Below are 19,357 nucleotides of genomic sequence, written 5' to 3'. Positions count from 1 at the left end.
TTCATCAAGCATATCCTATTTTTTTAAACAATATTAACGACGCGTATGGCTGGCAACACTGGATTGTACTCCCCCGCCTTTGAACGTGATTCCTGTGGTATTGGCTTTGTTGCCAACATTAAAGGGCACAAGTCGCATCAGCACATCTCCGATGCGCTGACCATCCTGGAAAACATGGAGCACCGCGGGGCATGCGGTTGCGAAAGCAATACCGGCGACGGTGCCGGTATCATGATCCAAACACCCCACGAGTTTTTCTTTGACGAGTGTGTAAAACTGGGTGTCCATCTTCCATCCTTTGGTAAATACGGCGTGGGTGTTTTGCTTTTCCCTAAAGACATCCGTCTGAAGGAAGAATGCCGCGATATATTTAACCGTGCAGCTGAAAAGCTCGGTCTTGAAGTACTGGCTTACCGCAAGGTGCCGGTTAATGCCGAAGGTATTGGTACAACGGCGCTGTCTGTGGAGCCGGAGATGGAGCAGGTGTTCATCGCCTCGCCCGACCATATCACCAACCCCGAAGATTTTGAGCGCAAGCTCTTTGTGCTGCGCAACTACGCCAGCCATACCATCAACAATACCGTTAAGAAGGATGCCATCGGTTTTTACGTGGCTTCGCTTTCTTACAAAACCGTGGTGTACAAAGGCCAGCTCACCTCCAACCAGGTGCGCGGCTATTTTCCCGACCTGCAAAACAAACGCGTGGTATCGGCCTTTGGCCTGGTACACAGCCGTTTTGCTACCAACACCTTTCCTTCGTGGAAACTGGCGCAGCCCTTCCGCTATATTGCCCACAATGGTGAAATCAATACCGTTCAGGGTAATATCAACTGGCTGAAGACCAACGAACGCAATTTCACTACCCCTTACTTTACCCGTGAGGAAATGGAGATGCTGCTGCCCATCATTTCCGAAGGCCAGTCCGACTCGGCCTGCCTCGACAACATGATTGAGTTGCTGGCACTCTGTGGCCGCTCGCTTCCCCATGTAATGATGATGCTGATCCCCGAAGCATGGGATGGCAATGAGCTGATGGACCCCGTGAAGAAAGCCTTCTACGAGTTCCACGCTTCGTTCATGGAGCCCTGGGACGGTCCCGCCTCTATCTCCTTTACCGATGGTAAAATCATTGGTGCCACCCTCGACCGCAACGGTCTGCGCCCCTCGCGCTATGCCGTTACCAACGATGGCCGTGTAATCATGGCATCTGAAACCGGTGCGCTGCCTGTTGACCAGAGCATCATCGTTGAAAAAGGCCGCCTGCAGCCCGGTAAGATGTTCGTGGTGGATATGGAGCAGGGCCGCATCATTTCGGATGACGAGCTGAAGCAAAATATCTGCGGACAGAAGCCTTATGCCGAGTACCTGAACAAGTACCAGATCCGCATGGAAGAACTGCCCGAGCCCCGCGTAACCTTTACGCACCTGGAGCACGAGCAAGTATTCAAATACCAGAAAGCCTTTGGTTATTCTACCGAAGACCTGGAAAACATCATTGCGCCGATGTCGCTGGATGGCAAAGAGCCCATTGGCTCCATGGGTACCGATGTGCCCCTGGCCATTTTGAGCGACCAACCCCAGCACCTGTCTTCTTATTTTAAACAACTGTTTGCCCAGGTTACCAACCCGCCTATCGATCCCATCCGGGAACGGCTGGTGATGTCGCTGGCAACTTTTGTAGGTAATAACAGCACCCTGCTGGTGGAAGACCCCATGGCCTGCCACACCGTAGCGCTGAAGCAACCCATCCTCAACAACCACGAGCTGGAAAAGATTCGCTCTATTGATACCGGTATTTTCCAGGCTAAAACCCTCCAGCTGTATTTCCGCGCCGATGGCAAACCCGGTTCGCTGCAACGCGGCCTGGAGCGTCTTTGCCGTTATGCGGTGGATGCGGTGGATGATGGCTTTGAGGTACTGATTCTTTCCGACCGGGCCATCGATAGCGACCACGCACCCATCCCTACCCTGCTGGCAACAGCCGCTGTGCACCACCACCTGATCCGCAAGGGTAAGCGTGGACAGGTCGGCCTGGTGATCGAAGCCGGTGATGTATGGGAAGTGCACCATTTTGCCTGCCTGGTAGCTTTTGGCGCTACTGCCATCAACCCTTACCTGGCATTGTCTTCTATCCGCGACATGAAGCTCCAGGGCCTGATGGAAACCGACCTCGACCCGGATTACCTGAAGAAGAACTATATCAAGGCTGTTAACGAAGGCCTGCTGAAAGTGTTTTCGAAGATGGGTATCTCTACCCTGCAGTCTTACCAGGGTGCACAGATCTTCGAGATCATTGGTTTGAACAAGTCTGTTGTAGATAAATATTTCTCCGGCGCCGTTTCCCGCATAGAGGGTATGGGCCTGGATGAAATTGCCCGCGAAACCCTGGCCAAGCACAACCTGGCTTTCTCCAAAAAGGAAGCACCGGTTGACCGCCTGCCCGTAGGTGGTATCTACCAGTGGAAACGCAAGGGCGAGTTCCACCTGTTCAACCCGCAAACCATCCACATGCTGCAGTACAGCACCAAGATGGGCGATTACAACTCTTTTAAAAAATACTCCAAGCTGGTGAACGACCAGGCCGAGAAAGCAGCAACCCTGCGTGGCCTGTTCCAGTTCAAGCGCAACCGCCCGGCTATTTCAATCGACGAAGTAGAACCGGCAGAAAACATTTACAGGCGCTTTGCTACCGGTGCCATGTCTTTTGGCTCTATCTCGCACGAAGCACACAGCACATTGGCCATTGCCATGAACCGCCTCGGCGGCAAGAGCAATACCGGAGAAGGTGGTGAAGACGAGATGCGTTATGACACCCTGCCCAACGGCGACAGCATGCGCTCCGCCATCAAGCAGGTAGCTTCGGGCCGCTTTGGGGTTACCGCTTATTATCTGACCAATGCCGACGAACTCCAGATCAAGATGGCACAGGGTGCCAAGCCCGGTGAGGGCGGACAACTGCCAGGCCACAAGGTAGATGACTGGATCGGTAAGGTGCGCCATGCCACACCTGGTGTGGGCCTGATCTCCCCGCCCCCGCACCACGATATCTATTCCATCGAGGATCTGGCACAGCTCATTTTTGACCTGAAGAATGCCAACCGCCAGGCACGTATTTCCGTGAAACTGGTTTCCAAAGGTGGCGTGGGTACTATTGCCGCAGGTGTTACCAAGGCAAAGGCCGACGTGGTACTGATTGCAGGCCATGACGGTGGTACCGGTGCTTCGCCGATCTCTTCCATCAAGCACGCAGGTTTGCCCTGGGAATTAGGCCTTGCCGAAACCCACCAGACCCTGGTACGCAATAAACTCCGCAGCCGCGTAGTGGTACAGGCTGACGGACAAATGAAAACCGGCCGCGACATTGCCATCGCTACCCTGCTCGGTGCTGAAGAATGGGGTGTGGCAACTGCAGCACTGATAGTGGAAGGTTGTATCATGATGCGCAAGTGTCACCTGAACACCTGCCCTGTAGGTGTGGCCACTCAGGATCCGGAACTGCGCAAGCGCTTTAACGGTGATCCCGAGCATATTGTAAATTTCTTCAAGTACATCACGCAGGAACTCCGCGAGATCATGGCCGAACTGGGCTTCCGTACCATCAACGAGATGGTAGGCCAGGTTGACTGTCTCGAGGTGCGCCAAGATGTGAAGCACTGGAAATACAGCAAACTTGACCTTTCGCCCATCCTGTACAAGGAACCCGCATCACTTTACACCGGCCTGTACCGCCAGGAAGACCAGGATCACGGATTGGACGGCATCCTGGACTGGAAACTGATCGAAGCTGCCAAGCCCGCTTTGGAAAAAAGCGAAAAGATCAGCGGCTCGTTCAAGGTGATCAACACCGACCGATCTCTTGGTACCATGCTGTCGAACGAAATTTCGAAGCGCCATAAATCGGCTGGTCTTCCGGATGATACCATTCACTTTAAGTTTACCGGAACCGCAGGCCAGAGCTTTGGCGCCTTCAACACCAAGGGTGTGACCCTGGAGCTGGAAGGCGATGCCAACGACTACTTTGGCAAAGGACTCTCCGGCGCCCGACTGGTGGTATATCCTGCAAAAGAAGCTGGCTTTGTGCCCGAAGAAAATATCATTATCGGCAATGTGGCCTTCTATGGCGCCACTTCCGGCTCGGCCTATATCCGCGGTAAAGCTGGCGAACGCTTCGCGGTGCGCAACTCGGGTGTAACGGCTGTAGTGGAAGGCGTGGGTGACCATGGTTGCGAATACATGACCGGTGGCCAGGTAGTGATCCTGGGTGATACCGGCCGCAACTTCGCGGCAGGCATGAGCGGTGGTATTGCCTATGTGTATGATGTGAAAGGGCAGTTCCACTCGCTGGTAAACCAGGAAATGGTAGACCTCGATCCTGTAGGCACTGAGGACGCCAACGATCTGCGCGCCATGATCCAGGCACATTACGATCATACCGGCAGCACCGTTGCCCGCTTTGTACTCGACGATTTCGACAACCAACTGCGCAACTTTGTAAAAGTGTTCCCCCGCGATTACAAGAAAGTGTTGCAGGCGAAAGCGGTTACAGTAAAGGCATAAAAAAGGGAACCACAAAGACTCTAAGGACACCAAGAATCACAAAGGATTACTATGTGCACCTTAGTCGCTTAGTGTCTTTGTGGTTCAACAAACAAACTAATCACGACAAACTTCGAACTATACTATGGGTAAGCCCACAGGATTTATGGAATTTACCCGCGAACTGCCAGCTAAAAGGCCGGTTGCGGAGCGCATCAAAGACTACAACGAGTTTGTAGCGCGCTATTCGGAGCAGAAGCTTAACCAGCAGTCTGCCCGATGTATGGACTGCGGCGTACCGTTTTGTCACAACGGTTGCCCCTTAGGCAATATCATACCCGAGTTCAACGATGCGGTATACCGCAAGAACTGGGAAGAAGCCTACGAGATTCTTTCGCTCACCAACAATTTCCCCGAGTTCACCGGCCGCATCTGCCCGGCGCCCTGCGAAAGCGCCTGCGTATTGGGTATCAACCAGCCGGCCATTACCATCGAGGAAATTGAAAAGCATATCATCGAGATCGCATTTGACAAAGGACTGGTGAAACCCAAGGCACCACTGGTACGCACCGGCAAAAAGGTAGCCGTAATCGGTTCAGGTCCCGCAGGTATGGCAGCTGCCGCACAGCTAAACTATGCCGGCCACCAAGTTACCGTTTTTGAAAGAGACGATGCTCCCGGCGGTCTGCTCCGCTATGGCATCCCCGATTTCAAAATGGAAAAATGGGTGATCGACCGCCGCGTGGAAATTCTGGAACAGGAAGGCGTGGTATTTAAATACAATGCAAATGTGGGCGTAAACGTAAATGTGAACGACCTGCTGCGCGAATACAATGCCATTGTGCTGGCGGGTGGCTCTACCGTACCCCGCGACCTGCCCGTGCCCGGCCGCGATCTGAAGGGCGTTTATTACGCCATGCAGTTCCTGAAGCAACAAAACAAACGTGTTGCAGGCAAAGACCCGCTGGCCAATCCCCAGATCGAAAGCAATATTTTCCATGAGGAACTGAAAGCTACCGGCAAGAACGTGATCGTGATTGGTGGTGGTGATACCGGCTCCGATTGTGTGGGCACTTCCAACCGCCATGGCGCGAAGAGCGTAACCCAGTTTGAGCTGCTGCCCAAGCCGCCCGAAGGACGCACTATTGCCATGCCCTGGCCCTCCTACCCCATGGTGCTGAAAACCTCCACTTCGCACGAAGAAGGGGTTGAACGCCACTGGGCCATTGCCACCAAGGAGTTTCTGGGTGATGCCGAAGGCAAGCTCCGTGCCCTGAAAGTGGTGGACCTGGAATGGAAACTCACTGAAGACGGCCGTGCCGCTTCTTTCCAGGAAGTACCCGGCTCCGAAAGAGAGATGCCTTGCGAACTGGCATTGCTGGCCATGGGCTTTGTACACCCGCAGAAAGAAGGCCTTCTGGCCCAGCTGGAGGTGGAACTGGACGAAAGAGGCAATGTAAGAGCTTCAGAAAAAGCTTATCAGACTTCTATTGCCAAGATCTTTACAGCGGGCGATATGCGCCGTGGCCAGAGCTTGGTAGTTTGGGCCATTTCTGAAGGTAGAGAGTGTGCCAGAAAAGTGGACGAGTATCTGATGGGCTATTCCGTTTTGGAGACAAAAGACGCCAGTTTATTAGCATTATAATTTTTCAAATACATTTTTCGAAAGGGCTGTTTACAAAAACAGCCCTTTTTTATTGCATAAAACTCAAAAATAAGTTCATCTGCATGGCTGTCGTCTAATACAAAGCTGCAACCAACAACACATTAAACAAACAAATATCTAAATTTGATTCGGGAATATAAATCCACAAACTTTAACTTAGTCTTGAGATTAAACAGATAGAAAATATTTTAATCTAAAATCAATCTTCTATGGCTACATTGAAACGCTCCCTTCCTTTCCTCATCTTGGGCGCTATTGCCTTAGGCGCGGCCTTCGTCCCCACACTTCCTACCTTCAACGACGATGGCAAGCTGTACAACGGCGCCGATATTTCCTGGATCCTTGTTGCTACTGCCTTAGTTTTCCTGATGACACCCGGTCTGGCCTTTTTCTATGGCGGCATGGTACATCGTAAGAACGTGATTTCCACCATGATCAAGAGCATTGTGGCTACAGGTGTAGTGAGCGTGCTTTGGGTCTTTGTTGGCTTTTCCCTTTGCTTTGGTAATTCGATTGGTGGTTTCATCGGTGATCCCACCACATTTATGTTCTTCAAGAATGTGCTCTCCGGTCAGCCCTGGAGCCTGGCTCCCACCATTCCCCTGGCGCTGTTTGCACTCTTCCAACTGATGTTCGCCATCATCACTCCCGGACTGGTGGTTGGCGCCGTGGCAGAACGTATCCGCTTTACTTCTTATGTACTTTTTATCGCACTTTTCAGCCTTTTGGTGTACGCTCCTATAGCCCACTGGACCTGGCATCCCGATGGCTTCCTGTTTAAAATGGGCGCCCTCGATTTCGCCGGTGGAACTGTGGTACACATTTCTGCTGGTTGCGCTGCCCTGGTAGGCGCACTGGTACTGAAGCGCCGCATGTCGCACCTGGAACACAAAGAAATCCCCCCTGCAAACATTCCTTATGTACTGATTGGTACCGGTTTGCTGTGGTTTGGCTGGTTTGGCTTCAACGCCGGTTCTGCCCTTGGTGCAAATTCACTGGCTGTAACTGCCTTTGGCACTACCAATACCGCCGCCGCTGCCGCTGGCCTGGCCTGGATGTTCTTTGATGTGCTGCGTGGTAAAAAGCCTTCTGTTGTAGGTTTCTGTATTGGTGCAGTAGTTGGCCTAGTTGCCATTACACCCGGTGCCGGTTTTGTAGCCATCCCCCAGTCTATTACCATTGGTGTGGTTGCCGCGCTGATTTCCAACCTGGCAGTTTACTACAAGCAAAAGTCCACCCTTGATGATACCCTCGACGTATTCCCCTGCCATGGTGTAGGTGGCATTGTAGGTATGCTGCTCACCGGCTTTTTTGCTACCAAAACGGTTAATGGCGCCGGCAACGACGGCCTGTTTTACGGAAATGTTGATTTCTTCCTGACACAGCTGAAAGCCGTTGCCATCGTGGTGGGCTACAGCCTGGTAATGTCATTCGTGATCTTTAAGATCGTAAACCTGATCCAACCCCTCCGTGTAGCTCCTGAGGATGAAGTAATGGGTCTGGATGCATCGCAGCACGATGAAAAATACCTGCAGGGCACCCTGCTGGTAGGCCAAAAAGGTAAAATGGAAGAAGAAGAACTCTCTGAAATCTAATCTTTCCCAGATAATAAACAACCCCGGGTGTGGGGGTTATGGACCAACCCCTGCACCTTTCCTCTTCCGACCGACCAACTGCTCTTTCTGCTGCTCCATAACAAAAAAAGGTACAGTCCCAACAAAGCTTCTGACCAAGCTTGTGGGCTGTACCCTTATTTCTACTGACGTAAAAACTAAAACAATGTTACGGAAATTTATCTTTTCCGCCGCTGCTGTGGCCGCTTTCACTTGTGTTAAAGCGCAGGACTCGACTGCTCCCAAACCTACACTAGCGGTTTCCGGATACGTAGATGCATACTACCGTTTCAACCTGGGCAACCCCAAGAAGGAAACAGAAGCCACCAACAACTTCACCTCTTTTACCAATAGCCAGAATTCTTTCGAACTGAACATGGCATCGGTAAAACTGGAACATAGCTTTGGTAAAGTGGGCGCCGTTGCCGACCTGGGCTTTGGCAAAAGAGCTGAAGAGTTCTCTTACAACGACGAAAACACCAACTTTATCATCAAGCAGGCATACCTCACCTACAGCCCCGCAGCCAACGTAAAACTGACTGCCGGTAGCTGGGCCACCCACGTTGGTTACGAGTTGGTAGACCCTATCCTCAACCGGAACTATAGCATGAGCTACATGTTCTCTTATGGTCCTTTCTTTCACACCGGTGTAAAAGCCGATGTAAGCCTGGGCAAAAGCGCCTTCATGCTGGGTTTTGCCAATCCTACCGATCTGAAGTCAGCCGATTTCTCCCGCAAGTTCATGATCGCGCAGTATAGCCTTTCCGCTATCGACGACAAGCTGAAAATGTATGTAAACTACCAGGGCGGCAAGCCCGGAGAAGGCGCCAAAATGAACCAGTTTGACCTGACCGTTTCGGCTGCAGTTTCTAGCAAGTTCAGCATGGGCTACAATGGTACCGTACAGTCTGTTAAAACCAAAGACCCTGAAGGCAAATTTGGCGACAGCAACAGCTGGTGGGGATCGGCAGTGTACCTGAACCTGGACCCTACCGAAGCTTTTGGGCTAACCCTCCGGAGTGAATATTTCTCCAACAAGAAAGCGGTAGTAGGTGCACCCGAGGCAGGCATTTTTGCCAACACGCTCTCCGCCAATTTCAGGGTAGGTCCGCTCACCTTTATTCCTGAACTCCGTATCGAAAACGCAAGTACCGCTATCTATACAAAAGGGGCTGATATAGCCTCCAAGAAAAGCACTGCAAGCGCACTGGTTGCGGCCGTGTACAAGTTCTGATCTTGTACCACCGCAACTAAGGTTCACATGGCACAAAATGGCAAGCAAAAGGAAAGGGCCACCGGCAGGTGGCTCTTTCTTTTTTTATACACCATAACTATTTGTTTGGAAACCTTCAAGGTTGAACAACCAGTGAGCCTTGCCTTTGGCAAACCTTGAAGGTTTTTAGCAACCTTTAAGGTTAAACAAAAAAGACCGCCCAAACAGGCGGTCTGTATCACTATTCAAAAAAGGTTTAAGCTGAGTTGCGGCCGGCATTGATGATACCAAAAGAACAACGCACCACCAGTCGCTCCAGTGCTTCGCGGCTGGCAGGTTTTACACGCCCCTCGTCCATTTCCCTGATCAGGGAAATGCCATATTGCTGTATGGTAGTCAACGGAAGCACAATACGCTCACGCATCTGGATGGACAACTGATCTACCGGGTAGTCGGCCATCAGTTCACTTTTATCCGAAAGGAGCAGGATATAACGTTGGGTGAGTTCAAACTCCCCGTGAATCATGCGCCAGATTTCTCCAAACTGCGCATCATCGGCAAGATGAGCGGTAAGCGGGAAGAAACATTTTTTCATCGCCATCTCGCAATTATCCATCAGGGTGCGGAAGAACAGCGAGGAGCGATACAGTTCCTTCAGTTCGCCCAGCTTGCCTTTTTTATCCAAAGCCTGCAAGGCAGTACCCACGCCATAATACCCGGGCACATTTTGCTTTAACTGGCTCCACGAACCTACAAAGGGAATGGCGCGCAGGTCTTTAAGGGAAAGTTTTGCACCTGCGCTGCGCTTTGCAGGGCGGCTTCCAATATTGGTTTGGGCATAAAACTGCAGGGGGCTAACATGCGACAGGTAGGGCAGGAAATTGGCATGCTCCTTCAGAGCCTGGTAGGACTGCAAACCTTCCTCGGCAAGCTCCTGCAACAATTGCACTTCGCTTTCATCCAGTATGCGCTCCTTGCGGGGAAAGAGGTCGTTGGTGATGCCGGCATTGAGCAACTGTTCGATATTGTATTGCGCCGAATCAATGGTTCCAAAGTTGGACGAAACGGTTTGGCCCTGTATGGTCAGTTGAATCTCCCTGTTGGAAATATTCTTACCCATGGAAGCATAAAACTTGTGGGTTTTACCACCGCCACGTGCAGGAGGGCCACCGCGGCCGTCAAAAAATACTACATCGATTCCATATTCTTTCGAAACACGGGTCAGCTCCTCTTTGGCTTTGTAGATACTCCAGTTGGCCATCAGGTAACCACCATCCTTGGTGCCATCCGAAAAGCCCACCATAATGGTTTGCGCATCCTTGCGCAGCTTCAGGTGGTTGCGATAGTCTTTATTTTCATACAACTGCCGCATGATATCTGGGGCATGTTGCAGGTCATCGATGGTTTCAAAGAGCGGAACGATGTCTACCGTTAGCGCCTTCTTCTTCCAGCCACCCAAAAGGAAGAGGCCATACACTTCCAAAACATTCAATGCACTGTTGCACTGGCTGATGATATAACGGTTGCAACCCAACTCGCCATTGTTTTGCTGAATGGTTTTGATTGCCTGTACCGATACCAGTGTGTCCTTCATCAACACATCATCGTACAGGTCGGGGTTGGCTTTGCCGGTAATGCCGGTAAGCAGTTTCATCTTTTCTTCATCCGGAAGGCCTGCGTAGTTCTTGGGCAGCACATCTTCCTTTTCGGCTATCAGGCCAAGCACCTTACCATGCACCGAACTATCCTGGCGGATATCGAGGTTGGCAAAATGCAACCCAAATACCAGCACCTTGTTGATCAGCATATCCAGTTGCGACAGGAACAGGCTGTTGTGCTGGTGAATGAGGATCTCCCGTACTTTTTTCAGGGTATCCAAAATAGACTGCTTGCTGATATCGGCCTTATGACCGGGTATAAAGAGGTTGGCATAGAGGTGGTCTTCGAGGTCGCAAAGCATGGTATCCACCTCGCGGAAAGTGAGCCTGCGCTTGAGGCGGCGCACATCCATATAATAACATTTAAGGATGCTGCTGCGCAGGGCATCAGCCACCTTCAGGGTTGTTTCGGAAGTTACATTGGGATTGCCGTCACGGTCGCCACCGGGCCAAAAGCCCATATTGATCACCGAATTGTTTTCGGCAAGGGCATGTGGAAACCGTTCTTTCAAATAAGAAACGATGCGGCCGGCAGCATTGTAAAACACATTTTCCAGGTACCATACAAGGCTTACCGCCTCATCGTAGGGCGTAGGTTTTTGCTTTTTGAAAAAAGGTGTTTTACCTAGTTGCTGCAGGTACAGGTTTACCAGTTCGGCGTTGTTTTCCGAAAGGGCTTTCGACAGGTCGTTGATGATGCCCAGTACGGTGCCAGGATAAAACTGCGTAGGATGCGCGGTCAGCACCAGCCTGATGGCAAAGTCCTTCAGCTTTTCGGCAAGGGCTTCTTCACTGCCACTTTGCAGCACTTCCGATTCCAGATGTTTGATGGAACCTGCGCCATTGATATCATTTACATCGCGGAAAGCGGCATCTTCCAGTGCATCAAACAACACCACTTGGCGCTCCACATATTGCACAAAGCGAAAGAGCAGGTCTACCTGTTCGCGTTCGTTGGTGAAATTGGTGTAGCGGTTAAAAAAATCTTCGATGATCTGTTGCGGACTGTGTTTTTTCTTGTATCCCTCCTCGCAATGATTGAGCAACAGCGAAAGGTGAATACCGGTTTTCTCAATACGGTGAAAAGGCAGGGAGGTAAACAGGCTGTTGTACAACTGGAACTTAATGCCCACGCTGTTCTTGAACTGTTGCAACCCACGGGTAGACTGGTGGTCCATGAAAACAGATACTTATAAATGATTAATACAATAGAATAAGTTCAATGGCAGCATCCTAATTAGCGTATGAAAATACAAGGAAGCGGCCGCTTCTTAAAATAATTTTTATAAATCTTGCCCAATGATTGAATAATCTTTATCTTGGCCCTGCATTCCGCGTGAACTATCCACTGCACCATATCATTCTATTCTCCCAGGCAGCCGACACCGCCATGACTATCGCTATTACCACAACTACCATTATTACAACCCGAAAGGGTTGTGAATAGTCATATTGCCTCCTGGGCCTCCGCGCTGATATCTAAGAATTGTTTCCTGCTTTTCCGTACAGTACCCATTCTGCAAAAAAGACCAATCCCATGTTCGTATTGAAATTTGGTGGCACTTCGGTGGCACATGCTGAAAATATCAAAAAGGTAACGGCAATTGTTCGCGCTAAAGCTGCCACCGGCAAAACCATTGTAGTGGTATCGGCGCTGGGTGGTGTTACCGATGCTTTGCTGCGTTGCGGCACACTGGCTGCCCAAGGCGATGCCACCTATAAAGAAAGTCTCCAGGCGCTTACCCAGCGGCACCTTGACACCATCCGGGAACTGTTGCCCCTTACTGCGCAGAGCGGCGTGCTGAGTCGTATCATGCAACAGTGCCATGAAGTGGAAGACCTTTGCAACGGCATCTTCCTGCTGGGCGAATTCTCCGACCGCACAAAAGACAAGATCCTTTCTTTTGGTGAGCTCCTCTCCTCCCAGATTATCGCTGCTTTTTGGGCTGCAACCGAACTGCCCTGCCAATGGGTAGACTCAAGGGAAGTGATCCGGACGGACAGCCAGTTTACCCGCGCTGTCGTTGACTTCAAGACTACAAACGAACAGATCAAACAACTTGTATCTAACAGCCAAGCACAAGTGCTGTTGGCACCCGGCTTTGTTGCCGCCAACGAGGCTGGCGTAACCACCACCCTGGGCCGGGGCGGCTCCGATTATACCGCGGCCATCTTTGGTGCTGCCGTAGATGCCGAGGAAGTAGAAATATGGACCGATGTGTCCGGCATGATGACCGCCGACCCGCGCCTGGTGAGCAATGCAAAGCCCATTGCACAGATATCTTACCAGGAGGCGATGGAACTATCGCATTTCGGCGCCAAAGTGATCTATCCGCCAACCATCCAGCCGCTGCTGCAAAAGAACATACCGGTTTGGGTAAAAAACACTTTTGCTCCCCAGGACTACGGCACGGTAATAAAAGCCGAAGCAGAACAGAATGGCAATACCATCCGCGGTATTTCCAGCATCAATAAAATTGCCCTGCTTTCCCTTGAAGGCAGCAGCATGGTAGGCATTCCAGGCTTCAGCAAGCGCCTCTTTGAAGCCCTTGCCGCCAACAGCATCAACGTAATCCTGATCACACAAGCCTCTTCCGAACATTCCATTTGCGTGGGTGTAGACGAGTTGCTGGCAAGCCGTGCCAAAGCAGCTGTGGACAATGCCTTTAGCTATGAAATTGAAATGGGCAAAGTAAACCCCTTGGTGGTTGAAAATGGACTTTCCATCATTGCCCTTGTTGGCGATAATATGAAGAGCCACGCCGGCACCAGCGGCAAGATGTTTGGCGCCATGGGTCGCAACGGGGTCAACATCAGGGCCATCGCACAGGGGTCTTCGGAACGGAATATCTCCGCTGTGATTGCTTCTTCAGATGTAAAAAAAGCGGTGAACGTTTTACACGAAGCTTTTTTTGAAACAACCTATAAACAACTGAACGTATACATCATTGGTACCGGAAACGTTGGGGGCAAACTGCTGGCGCAAATACAACAGCAAGCCGGCTACCTGCAACAACACCTGCGCCTGCAGGTACGTGTTGTTGGTCTTGCCAACAGTCGTAAGATGGTGTTTAACGATAATGGCCTTGAACTGGGCAACTGGCAGGAACAGCTTGGCAATGGCGAACCGATGTCGCTGCAAGGTTATGTGGATATCATCCGCCAAAAGAACTTACGCAATTCTGTATTTGTGGATGTTACCGCAAACGCTGATGTGGCCGGCGTGTACGACCAGCTGTTGGAACGCAGCATATCGGTTGTGGCCTGCAATAAAATCGCATGTTCCTCACCTTATGTTCGCTACCGCAAGCTGAAGGACCTGTCAAGGGAATACAATGCGGCCTTCCATTTTGAAACCAATGTGGGCGCCAGCCTGCCCATCATCGGTACCATCAACGACCTGCTGCGCAGTGGCGACGAGGTACAAAAGATGCAGGCTGTATTAAGTGGCACTTTAAACTTTGTGTTCAACAACTACGATGCAACCCGCTCTTTTGCACAGGTGGTACGGGATGCACAAAACGAAGGTTATACCGAACCCGACCCGCGCCTCGATCTGAGTGGCACCGATGTTGCCCGTAAGATCATGATCCTGGCACGCGAAGCCGGTGAGCAGCTGGAAATGGAAGACATCACCAATGTAAGCTTCATGCCCGAAAGCTGTATGCAGGGCAGCGTGGAAGACTTCTACGCAGAAATGGAACGGCAGGAGCCTCATTTCAAAGCATTGTACGAGGCCGCCAGCAAAGAAGGCAAAAAACTCAAGTTTGTTGCCCACTACCAAGGCGGCAAAGCCAAGGTCGGCCTGCAGCACATCGATCCTGCCCACGACTTCTTCCACCTGTATGGCAAAGACAATATCGTGCTCTTCTACACCAACCGCTACACCGACCAGCCCATGGTGGTAAAAGGTGCCGGCGCCGGTGCGGAAGTAACGGCATCGGGTGTGTTTGCGGATATTATCAGGGCAGCGAGGATATAGAACGCTATTGGCTTTTAGCTGTTGACTATTAGCTTTTGACCATAAGTATGTATTTCCACCAGCCAATGGCTAACAGCCAAAGGCTAAAGGCTTTATAAATGAACTCAGTAACAGTACAGGCTCCCGGCACCGTGGCCAACCTCGTTTGTGGATTTGATGTGTTGGGGCTTTGCCTCGATGCACCTTACGATACCATGGTAATCAGGCTGCTGGATGAAAAGAAAGTGATCATCGAAAGCGCTGATGGTTATCCCCTGCCCACAGATCCGGCACTCAACACTGCGGGTGCGCCCCTGGTGGAGATGCTGAAGGAGATTGAGGAAAACATCGGCTTTGAAGTGATCATCCATAAAGCCATCAAGCCGGGTAGTGGTATTGGCTCCAGTGCGGCAAGTGCCGCAGGTGCGGTGGTGGGCGCCAATGTGTTGCTCAACAACCGTTTTACCAAGGAAGACCTGGTGCGCTTTGCGCTGTTTGGCGAGAAAGTAGCATCCGGTGTAAAACATGCTGATAATATCGCACCTGGCATATACGGTGGCATTACCCTGATCCGTTCCATTTTTCCCTTGGATATTGTGGCAATTCCTGCGCCTGAATTGTTTGTAACGGTGGTGCATCCCCAAATTGAAGTAAAGACCTCCGACGCCCGCCAGATTTTGCGCAAGGAAGTATTGCTGAAAGATGCCATTAAACAATGGGGCAACATAGCAGGACTGGTTGCCGGCTTTATGAAAAACGACTATGACCTCATTGGCCGCTCACTGGAAGATGTGATCATTGAACCCGTACGCAGTATCCTGATTCCCGGCTTTGCTGATGTAAAACAAAGGTCGGTGGCAGCCGGCGCCCTGGGTGGTGGTATATCAGGATCTGGTCCCTCCATCTTTATGTTGAGCAAAGACGAAGAAACCGCCCATGCTGTTGAAGCCATCATGCACGATGTTTATAACGGTGTAGGTCTTGACCACCATGTTTATGTAACCAAAGTAAACCAGCAGGGTGTGCGGGTATTGGTATAATAAATCTAAATTATTGATTATTGGATTATTGATTATTGGCTGCTGTACGCTAATTATTGCGGCTCGCTCGTCAACCAATAATCAGTAATTATTAATCAATAATGCTTACCCCGCAACTCACTTTAATTTGAACACAATGCAATTCTATAGTCTCAATAAACAAGCGCCAGCTGTTGATTTCCGCACCGCCACCATCAATGGACAGGCGCCTGACAAGGGTTTGTATTTCCCGGAACACATTCCATTTTTGCGCAATGATTTTATCAACGAGATCAACTACTACTCCAAGGAAGAAATTGCCTTGGAAGTAATTGCTCCTTATGTTGGTAACACTATTCCACGCAATGAACTGCAACGTATCGCTTCGGAAACCGTGGCTTTTGATTTTCCTTTGGTAAACATCAATGAGCAAATCAGTTCGCTGGAATTGTTTCACGGCCCCACCCTTGCCTTCAAAGATGTAGGCGCACGCTTCATGAGCCGTTGCCTGGGTTATTTTGTACAGGGCAACAATCAGAAAGTAACGGTACTGGTAGCCACTTCGGGTGATACCGGTGGTGCAGTGGCTAATGGCTTTTATGGCGTAGATGGTGTGGATGTTGTGATTCTTTATCCTTCGGGAAAAGTAAGCCCGATACAGGAACTGCAACTGACTACACTGGGTAAAAACGTTACCGCCCTTGAAGTGGACGGCCGCTTTGATGATTGCCAGGCCATGGTAAAGCAGGCATTTGCCGATGCCGACCTGCAAAAGGCATTATTCCTTACCTCGGCCAATTCCATCAACGTGGCCCGCTGGCTGCCACAACAGTTTTACTATTTCTATGCCTGGCAACAGTGGCAGGATAAAGACAACCCGCCGGTGATTTGCGTGCCCAGCGGCAACTTCGGAAATATCTGTGCAGGTATCCTGGCTTATCAATCTGGTTTGCCGGTGCAACATTTCATTGCTGCCACCAATGCCAATGATATTGTTCCCCAGTACCTGCAAAGTGGCACCTATGCAGCAAGGGAAGCTGTAGCTACTTTGTCCAATGCAATGGATGTGGGCAACCCTTCCAATTTTGTACGCATACTGGAAATATTCAAACAGGAATTTGCAAGCCTTAAAGGCAAGCTGCATGCAGCTAGTATTACCGATGCACAAACAAAGGAAACTTTGGCAAGCGTATACCGCGAGCACCAATACCTGCTCGATCCGCATGGTGCTGTAGGCTTCCTGGCTCTGGAGCAATACCTGGCACAGAACCAGGGACAGAAAGGTTACCTGTTGGAAACTGCCCACCCGGTGAAGTTTCCGGATGCAGTGGAAGAAGTAACGGGGCAAAAAATTAAGTACCCTGAAAGTGTGCAGGGTTTGCTGGGGCTGGAAAAGAAAAGCATTAAGGTGGCGCCTACTTTTGCGGCACTTAAAGAATATTTGTTGTCATAGATCTTCCATCTCTTAAAGAGATGGAAGATCTGTTGCTCCAACCTTGAAGGATTCCTAAACCTTCAAGGTTTTTTTATTTATACATCTACCGAATCATATACCACTACTCTTTGCCACAGGTGGCTATAGTTTTTTACAAAATCCAGGTGAACAGGATCAACCTGGTAGCTGTCCTGGTCGGCTTTGTTGGCAAAAAACAACAACCAGGATACCGCATAGGAACGATCGATCACATCGCGGTTGGTGTCAGCCGGCTGGCCGATATAGAAATTTTGAATGGTCTTTACTTTCGACAAGGTGCGCAGGCCTTCCAGCAATTTGGCCTTATCTTCTTTGCTTTCCGGGTTCTTCAGCCAAAAATATACATGGTGAATAAAGCCAGCTTTGGCGGGAGTTTGTGCAGCTTGTACGGGCAGCGATGCTGCACCTGCGGCGGCAACGGTTAAGGCTGCATTGGACAAAAACTTTCGTCGGTTTTGTTGCATTGGTGAGGGGAGTTTTGCCTTAAAAATAAGGCATTATGCCGTTTGCCCATCCATTGCGACTAAGATGAGTCGGCGTTGGTTTCCCAGTACTTCTGTTAAGCAGTAAACTATAGCACCGGTACATAAATCATGCGAAGGATAGATGCGGGAATAAGGATTTTAGAAGGCACCATTGTTGTATCAATGGGGCAGCACCGTTCGTATGAGCAGTTATATCATCATCATCACCCTTATTGGTTTTGCGGCATTAGGCATGGCCTGGATGCCTGCACTTTCCAAACGCACCCGCATTTCCTACGCCATCCTGTATGTGCTCCTGGGCATGATCATCTACCTGGCCTTTGGCTGGCTGCTGCCCCTCCCCGACCCCTTATCCGAAAGCGAACTGACCGTACACCTAACAGAATTGGTTGTGATCATTTCGCTGATGGGAACCGGCTTAAAGATCGATACGCCTTTTTCCTTTAAACGTTGGGCTGTGCCCTTCCGGCTGGTGAGTATTACCATGCTGCTATCCATTTTTGGTGTGATGGCAATCGGGATATACCTGCTTGGCCTCGATCCGCCATCGGCTCTCCTGCTGGGAGCGGCATTGGCGCCCACCGATCCTGTACTGGCCTCCGATGTACAGGTAGGTCCTCCGCTGGAAGGCACCCAGGATAATGTAAAATTTTCCCTCACGGCTGAAGCAGGCATGAACGATGGTACCGCCTTCCCTTTTACCTGGCTTGCAATTGCCTTAGCTTCTACCCAAACAGAAGGAAGTCTTTGGAGCCACTGGATAGGTTACGACCTTTTGTACCGCATTGCTGCCGGGGTAGGGTTGGGATTTTTGTTGGGCAAACTACTTGCCTACCTGCTGTTCAACTTCTCGGAGAAAAAAGGCATACTGGATATGCAGGATGGCTTTGTGGCCACATCGGCCACTTTGCTAGTGTATGGCTTAACAGAGATGATACATGGTTATGGCTTTATGGCCGTTTTTGTTGCAGCCATCACCCTGCGCAATTCAGAGATGCACCACCAGTACCACACCAAGCTCCACGAATTCAGCGACCAGGTGGAACGGGCACTTGTGGCCATCGTGCTGATTCTTTTTGGCGGCAGCCTTGTAATGGGCATTCTTAATAACCTGAGCTGGCAAATGGCCTTGTTTGGGTTTGCCTTTGTGTTGCTTATCCGCCCGCTCACCGGCCTAATCGGGTTGATTGGTACCAAACCACACCGAAAAGAAAAAATGGCCATTTCTTTTTTTGGCATCAAAGGCATCGGCTCCTTTTTCTACCTGGCCTTTGCACTTAATGAGGTGCATTTTACCGGGCAAAAGGAACTATGGTCCATTGGGGCCTTTGTGGTTTTATTATCCATCCTGGTGCATGGCTTTACTGCAACGCCGGTAATGCAAAAGGTGGAAGCCCAATTTACCCGGAAGCCTAAGTCCAAAGGGCAAAACCAGCCAGGGAAGAAAGAATAGCAACCTCTGATTACTCTGTTTTCCAGATGGTGAAATAGTATTCAGCTTAATTAAAAGCCGCATTGATTTTACCACCCTCTATATCTAACATGGTTAATTATTGCAGGAGATGCCAACATACGTCGGCAAGACAAATACCTGTTAGTCGGCAATCGTAATCAACATCCGTCGTTGCCCCTTTGCGTCGTTGCGAGAAATCCTTTGCACCTTAGCACCTTTGCGAGAAACAAAACAAAAAAGCCGCTCCTTTCGGAACGGCTCTTTGCATGTATAAAAGTT

At 50.4% G+C, this 19,357-nt stretch carries 10 protein-coding genes; 8 read left to right on the top strand and 2 right to left on the bottom strand.

Annotation, left to right across the window (positions count from 1 at the left end; translation table 11 throughout):
• The first annotated feature begins 45 nt into the window (after positions 1–45).
• The 4 genes from gltB (at position 46) to BUE76_RS09965 (ending at position 9,049) form a co-directional block, all read left to right on the top strand.
• Positions 46–4,557 carry a glutamate synthase large subunit gene (gene gltB / locus BUE76_RS09980; protein WP_073042160.1) on the top strand — a complete coding sequence of 1,504 codons (4,512 nt, stop codon included), beginning with the start codon at positions 46–48 and terminating at the stop codon, positions 4,555–4,557.
• A 124-nt stretch (positions 4,558–4,681) separates the two neighbouring features.
• Positions 4,682–6,181, top strand: a complete 1,500-nt coding sequence (locus BUE76_RS09975; protein ID WP_073042162.1) for a glutamate synthase subunit beta — start codon at positions 4,682–4,684, stop codon at positions 6,179–6,181.
• A gap of 230 nt (positions 6,182–6,411) precedes the next feature.
• Positions 6,412–7,797, top strand: coding sequence for an ammonium transporter (locus BUE76_RS09970; RefSeq protein ID WP_073042164.1), 1,386 nt, complete (start codon positions 6,412–6,414; stop codon positions 7,795–7,797).
• Positions 7,798–7,981: 184 nt separating this feature from the next.
• The gene (locus BUE76_RS09965) at positions 7,982–9,049 is read left to right on the top strand and encodes an outer membrane beta-barrel protein (protein WP_073042166.1); all 1,068 of its coding nucleotides are present in this window, start codon (positions 7,982–7,984) and stop codon (positions 9,047–9,049) included.
• Positions 9,050–9,284: 235 nt separating this feature from the next.
• Here BUE76_RS09965 and BUE76_RS09960 read toward each other — a convergent pair whose 3' ends face one another.
• On the bottom strand, positions 9,285–11,864 hold the full coding sequence (locus BUE76_RS09960; RefSeq protein WP_073042167.1) for a phosphoenolpyruvate carboxylase: 2,580 nt from the start codon (positions 11,862–11,864) through the stop codon (positions 9,285–9,287).
• A 359-nt stretch (positions 11,865–12,223) separates the two neighbouring features.
• Between BUE76_RS09960 and thrA the strand changes: the two genes are divergently transcribed.
• From thrA to thrC, 3 genes are all read left to right on the top strand, one after another.
• Positions 12,224–14,668: a bifunctional aspartate kinase/homoserine dehydrogenase I gene (thrA, locus tag BUE76_RS09955; protein WP_073042169.1), complete on the top strand. Its 2,445-nt coding sequence runs from the start codon at positions 12,224–12,226 to the stop codon at positions 14,666–14,668.
• A 98-nt stretch (positions 14,669–14,766) separates the two neighbouring features.
• Positions 14,767–15,687: a homoserine kinase gene (locus tag BUE76_RS09950; protein WP_073042170.1), complete on the top strand. Its 921-nt coding sequence runs from the start codon at positions 14,767–14,769 to the stop codon at positions 15,685–15,687.
• Positions 15,688–15,823: 136 nt separating this feature from the next.
• The gene (thrC, locus tag BUE76_RS09945) at positions 15,824–17,119 is read left to right on the top strand and encodes a threonine synthase (RefSeq protein WP_073042172.1); all 1,296 of its coding nucleotides are present in this window, start codon (positions 15,824–15,826) and stop codon (positions 17,117–17,119) included.
• A 77-nt stretch (positions 17,120–17,196) separates the two neighbouring features.
• Here the strand turns inward: thrC and BUE76_RS09940 are convergent, their stop codons facing one another.
• On the bottom strand, positions 17,197–17,604 hold the full coding sequence (locus tag BUE76_RS09940; RefSeq protein WP_073042174.1) for a Dabb family protein: 408 nt from the start codon (positions 17,602–17,604) through the stop codon (positions 17,197–17,199).
• Positions 17,605–17,806: 202 nt separating this feature from the next.
• Here BUE76_RS09940 and BUE76_RS09935 point away from each other — a divergent pair, with 202 nt between their 5' ends.
• Positions 17,807–19,078 (top strand): cation:proton antiporter, encoded by a 1,272-nt coding sequence (locus BUE76_RS09935; protein ID WP_073042176.1) that lies wholly within the window; start codon positions 17,807–17,809, stop codon positions 19,076–19,078.
• The last annotated feature ends 279 nt before the right edge of the window (positions 19,079–19,357 follow it).

It is taken from the genome of Cnuella takakiae (assembly GCF_001953305.1).
GTDB classification, from domain to species: Bacteria; Bacteroidota; Bacteroidia; order Chitinophagales; family Chitinophagaceae; genus Flavisolibacter; species Flavisolibacter takakiae.
The sequence above is the reverse complement of the archived record's forward strand: the minus strand, read 5'-3'. Positions and strand labels throughout refer to the sequence as shown.

Coding starts and splice junctions, on each gene's coding strand:
- thrC (WP_073042172.1), top strand. CDS start 15,824: ATGCAATTCTATAGTCTCAATAAACAAGCGCCAGCTGTTGATTTCCGC.
- BUE76_RS09965 (WP_073042166.1), top strand. CDS start 7,982: ATGTTACGGAAATTTATCTTTTCCGCCGCTGCTGTGGCCGCTTTCACT.
- BUE76_RS09970 (WP_073042164.1), top strand. CDS start 6,412: ATGGCTACATTGAAACGCTCCCTTCCTTTCCTCATCTTGGGCGCTATT.
- BUE76_RS09975 (WP_073042162.1), top strand. CDS start 4,682: ATGGGTAAGCCCACAGGATTTATGGAATTTACCCGCGAACTGCCAGCT.
- BUE76_RS09960 (WP_073042167.1), bottom strand. CDS start 11,864: ATGGACCACCAGTCTACCCGTGGGTTGCAACAGTTCAAGAACAGCGTG.
- thrA (WP_073042169.1), top strand. CDS start 12,224: ATGTTCGTATTGAAATTTGGTGGCACTTCGGTGGCACATGCTGAAAAT.
- BUE76_RS09940 (WP_073042174.1), bottom strand. CDS start 17,604: ATGCAACAAAACCGACGAAAGTTTTTGTCCAATGCAGCCTTAACCGTT.
- gltB (WP_073042160.1), top strand. CDS start 46: ATGGCTGGCAACACTGGATTGTACTCCCCCGCCTTTGAACGTGATTCC.
- BUE76_RS09935 (WP_073042176.1), top strand. CDS start 17,807: ATGAGCAGTTATATCATCATCATCACCCTTATTGGTTTTGCGGCATTA.
- BUE76_RS09950 (WP_073042170.1), top strand. CDS start 14,767: ATGAACTCAGTAACAGTACAGGCTCCCGGCACCGTGGCCAACCTCGTT.